Source organism: Neisseria sp. P0022.S010, assembly GCF_051956635.1.
Map to the genome: position 1 here is coordinate 1 of NZ_JBQCXF010000664.1, position 1,479 is coordinate 1,479.

The 1,479-nt window shown below is 52.4% G+C and carries 2 protein-coding genes; one reads left to right on the plus strand and one right to left on the minus strand.

Going from position 1 to position 1,479, the window contains the following annotated elements:
* Positions 1–48: 48 nt before the first annotated feature.
* Positions 49–159, plus strand: a complete 111-nt coding sequence (locus ACTHUT_RS20470; protein WP_440419639.1) for an IS3 family transposase — start codon at positions 49–51, stop codon at positions 157–159.
* A 130-nt stretch (positions 160–289) separates the two neighbouring features.
* Here ACTHUT_RS20470 and ACTHUT_RS20475 read toward each other — a convergent pair whose 3' ends face one another.
* Positions 290–1,471: an aspartate aminotransferase family protein gene (locus ACTHUT_RS20475; protein WP_250600443.1), complete on the minus strand. Its 1,182-nt coding sequence runs from the start codon at positions 1,469–1,471 to the stop codon at positions 290–292.
* Positions 1,472–1,479: the final 8 nt, after the last annotated feature.

Sequence of the window (1,479 nt, forward strand, 5' to 3'; positions counted from 1 at the left end):
AAGACGGAGTGTTTCTATAACGCAGGAGAATTGACGGTGGACGAATTGATGAAGCAGATAGATGACTATATGGATTACTACAACCGGGAGCGTTGCAGTCTGAAATTAAAAAAGCTGAGTCCTGTCGTATACAGAACCCAGCTTGCACAGAGCGCCTGAAAAGGCTTTTATGAGTGTCCAAGATTTGGGGACCAGTTCAAAACTCAAACAGTCTTTCAGACGGCCTTCACTATATGGCATCAATTAGGAACAAAAGCTGTCGGCTGATTTGGATATTGGGTTTTAAAAATCAGGCCAACCATTCAGTCAACGCCGCTTCAAAACGTTTCGAGCCTTCGGCCATGTCTTCATCGTTCAGCAGCAGGCTGGGGGCGAAGCGCACTACATTGGTGCCGGCAACCAGTACCATCAGGCCGTGTTTCAAAGCGGCGGCGGTGATTTCTGAAGCCTTGCCTTCGTATTTGTCCGCCAACACGCAGCCGAGCAGCAAGCCCATGCCGCGGACTTCTTTAAATACGCCGGTCTTTTCGCCTATTTCACGCAAGGCCGTCTGAAGTTTTTGGCCTTGTTGTTCAACGTGCGCCAATGTTTCGGGCGCATTGATGATGTCAAATGCACGACTGCCGACGGCACACGCCATCGGATTACCGCCAAAGGTCGAGCCATGCGTTCCGGGGCCGAAGGTTGGGGCGATTTTTTCGGTAGTCAGAATTGCGCCAATCGGGAAGCCGCCGCCCAAGGCTTTGGCGGAGCTGAGAATATCGGGTGTTACGCCGTAATGCTCGTAGGCAAACAGTTTGCCCGTATGGCCCATGCCGGTTTGCACTTCGTCCAAAATCAGCAATGCGCCGTATTTGTCGCACAAACGGCGTGCGGCTTGAAGATATTCTTGGGTGGCAGGCAGGATGCCGCTTTCGCCTTGAATCGGCTCGATAATCACGGCGCAGGTTTTATCGCTGATGGCTGCTTCCAATGCGGTAACATCATTGAAGGGGACGTGGGTAATGCCGGCCGGCAACGGTGCGTAGTCTTTGCTGTATTTGGGCTGGCCGCCGACGGATACGGTAAACAGGGTGCGGCCGTGGAAGCTGTTGAGGCAGGAGATGATTTCGGTTTTGTGTTCGCCAAAATGATCGCGGCCGTATTTGCGCGCCAGTTTCAGCGCGGCTTCATTGGCTTCTGCGCCGGAATTGCAGAAAAATACTTTGTCGGCAAAGGTGTTTTCGACCAGTTTTTTGGCCAATTCTTGCGCCGGTTGGGTGGTGTAGATATTAGAAATGTGCCAGAGTTTTTGCGACTGCTCGGTCAAGGTAGCGACCAAATCGGGATGGCAATGGCCTAGCGCATTCACAGCAATACCGCCTGACAGGTCAATGTATTCTCGTCCTTCGGTATCCCAAACCCGGCTGCCGAGCGCGCGTTCCGGAATCATGGGGGCGAATGAGAAATTGGGCGTCAGGTAGTTTTGCATGTTCTTTT